Below are 2,695 nucleotides of genomic sequence, written 5' to 3' on the forward strand. Positions count from 1 at the left end.
ACACTCTCTCCGGCAACATCCAGCGCTCCTCCACCGTGGTCAACGAAGTGGAGCACGGGGTCGATCGCATCGGCTCCGTGGTGGACACCATCCGCAGCATCTCGGAGCAGACCAACCTGCTGGCCCTGAACGCCGCCATCGAGGCCGCCCGCGCCGGTGAGGCGGGTCGCGGTTTTGCCGTGGTCGCCTCCGAGGTGCGCGAACTCGCGAACCGTGCCCAGGCGGCCACCGTCGAGATCCAGAAGATGATCGAGCAGCTTCAGGGCAACGCCCGCCAGGCCGTCGGCCTGATGGCCGAGAGCGTGCAGCAGGCGGACAAGGGGGTGGAGCAGGTGACCCAGGCAGGTACCCAGCTCGACACCATAGTGCAGCGGGTGCAGGGAGTGGCCGACATGAACCGCCAGATCGCCGCCGCCTCCGAGCAGCAGAGCTCGGTCGCCGAGGAGATGAATGCCAACCTGGAGCAGGTCAAACAGGTGGTGGAAGGCTCCGTCGTGGTGCTGCGGGAGCTGAAAGATGCCTCCGAACTGGTGGAACACCACAGCCAGACGCTGGACAGCCATATCCAGGCCTTCAAGCTGGCCTGATGCTGGCACCCATTGTCAAACCTTCAGGCTGGCCTGAGGTCGTGATTTGAGTACACTGGAAGGCCCCCTTAGGGGCCTTTCTTTTTTCATCACGGCAAGGAGCCAGGATGCAGACCACAGAACGTGCGCTTGAGATAAGCGACGACAAGGGGCGCCTCGACGTCCCGCTCATTCACCGTTTCCTCAGTGAAGAGGCCTACTGGTGCCTCGGCATTCCCCTCGCCACCCTGCAGCGGGCCATCAACCACTCCCTGTGCTTCGGAGCCTATCTCGACGGCCAGCAGGTCGCCTTCGCCCGGGTCATCACCGACAAGGCCACCTTCGGTTATCTCGCCGACGTCTTCGTGCTGCCCGAACATCGCGGGCGCGGTCACAGCAAGGCCCTGGTGGCCGCCATCCTCGCCCACCCGGAGCTGCAAGGGCTGCGCCGTCTCTCCCTCGCCACCTCCGATGCCCACGGCCTCTACGCCGGCTTCGGTTTTGTTCCGCCGAGAAGCCCCGGCAGCCTGATGGAAATCTACGACCCCGAGATCTACCGGCGTCCCTGAGCCCGGCCGATCGCCAGATCCGTCGCCGGATCACCTTCCGGGCAGCGGCGCTGTGACGCCAGCGCCCGGGAGTGCTAGATTGGCAGCCGGCATTTCACTCTCCCTGCAGACTCGTCAACCACAAGGATGGCAACCGTGGCCCAGCACTCTCCCTCTTTCTCCGCCTTCTCTCCCTTGTTGCAGGAGCAGGCCCTGCGCCACTGGCAGCGGCTGCTCGCCCTGGCGCCCCAGTATGACGCACTGCCCGAGCCCACCCGCCAGACCCTGCTGACCCTGCTCGGCCTCTCCGACTTTGTCGCTGACTCCCTCATCAAGCAACCGGGGCTGCTGGCCGAGACCCTGGCATCGGACGCACTGACCCGGGCCGAGCGCTGGCCCGCCTATGAACCTGAACTCGCAGCCCTGCTCGCCGAGGTCGCGGACGAGGAGGCGCTCAAGCGCATCCTGCGCCAGTTCCGCCGCAGCCGCATGCTGGTGATCGCCTGGCGCGAGCTGCTCGGGGAGTCCGAGGTCGAAGAGAGCTTCATCCATCTCACCAAGCTGGCGGATGCCCTCATCTGTGGAGCCCGCGACTGGCTCTACGCCAAACAGTGCAGCGAGCTGGGCACCCCCATGGACGGCGATGGTAACCCCCAGCCGCTGCTCATCCTCGGGATGGGCAAGCTCGGCGGCGGCGAGCTCAACTTCTCCTCGGACATCGACCTTATCTTCACCTTCCCCGAGAACGGCTACACCGTTGGCGGGCGGCGGGAGCTCGCCAACCAGCAGTTCTTCATCAAGCTGGGGCAGCGTCTCATCAACGCCCTCCACCAGCCCACCCAGGATGGTCAGGTGTTCCGGGTCGACATGCGGCTGCGCCCCTTTGGCGATGCGGGGCCGCTCGCCATCTCCTTCGCCGCCATGGAGGACTACTACCAGCATCACGGCCGCAACTGGGAGCGCTACGCCATGGTCAAGGCACGGGTGCTGGGCCCCCAGTGCGAACACGCCATGGCCCTGACCGAACTGCTGCGCCCCTTCGTGTTCCGCCGCTATATCGACTTCGGCGTCATCGACGGCCTGCGCCAGATGAAGGCGATGATCGCCGCCGAGGTGCGCCGCAAGGGACTGGAGGGCAACATCAAGCTGGGGGCCGGGGGCATTCGCGAGGTGGAGTTCATCGCCCAGGCGCTGCAACTCATCCGTGGCGGGCGCGAGCCCGCCCTGCGGGTACGCCACCTGCCCGAGGCGCTGGCCGCCATCGCCCAGGGGGGTGCCCTGGAGGGGAGCCAGTGCGAACGCCTGCTCACCGCCTATCGCTTCCTGCGCCGGGTGGAAAACATCTTGCAGGAGATCGGCGATCAGCAGACCCAGACTCTGCCCACCGAGGATCGGGATCGCCAGCGGCTCATCACCACCCTCGGCTTTACCGACTGGGACGCCTTCATGGCCCACCTCGATGAGGAGATGGCCGCCGTCCATCAGGAGTTCGTCGCCGTGGTGGGGGAAGAGAAGGAGGCCCCCGCCCACCTGGAACAGCTCTGGCTCGATCTCTGGCGCACCGAGCTTGATGCCGCCGAG

Annotated in this window: 3 protein-coding genes; all 3 read left to right on the plus strand. The window is 66.2% G+C overall.

Annotated features, from left to right (window positions below; all coding sequences use genetic code 11):
* The coding region (locus AACR77_RS20755) for a methyl-accepting chemotaxis protein (protein WP_042881556.1) at positions 1 to 587 on the plus strand (587 nt) is incomplete at its 5' end.
* Between the two features lie 107 nt (positions 588 to 694).
* Positions 695 to 1,135, plus strand: coding sequence for a GNAT family N-acetyltransferase (locus tag AACR77_RS20760; RefSeq protein ID WP_010675667.1), 441 nt, complete (start codon positions 695 to 697; stop codon positions 1,133 to 1,135).
* Between the two features lie 135 nt (positions 1,136 to 1,270).
* A partial coding sequence (glnE, locus tag AACR77_RS20765; RefSeq protein WP_042881558.1) for a bifunctional [glutamate--ammonia ligase]-adenylyl-L-tyrosine phosphorylase/[glutamate--ammonia-ligase] adenylyltransferase occupies positions 1,271 to 2,695 on the plus strand: 1,425 nt, incomplete at its 3' end.

It is taken from the genome of Aeromonas sp. ZOR0002, from assembly GCF_963866995.1.
GTDB lineage: Bacteria > Pseudomonadota > Gammaproteobacteria > Enterobacterales > Aeromonadaceae > Aeromonas > Aeromonas caviae.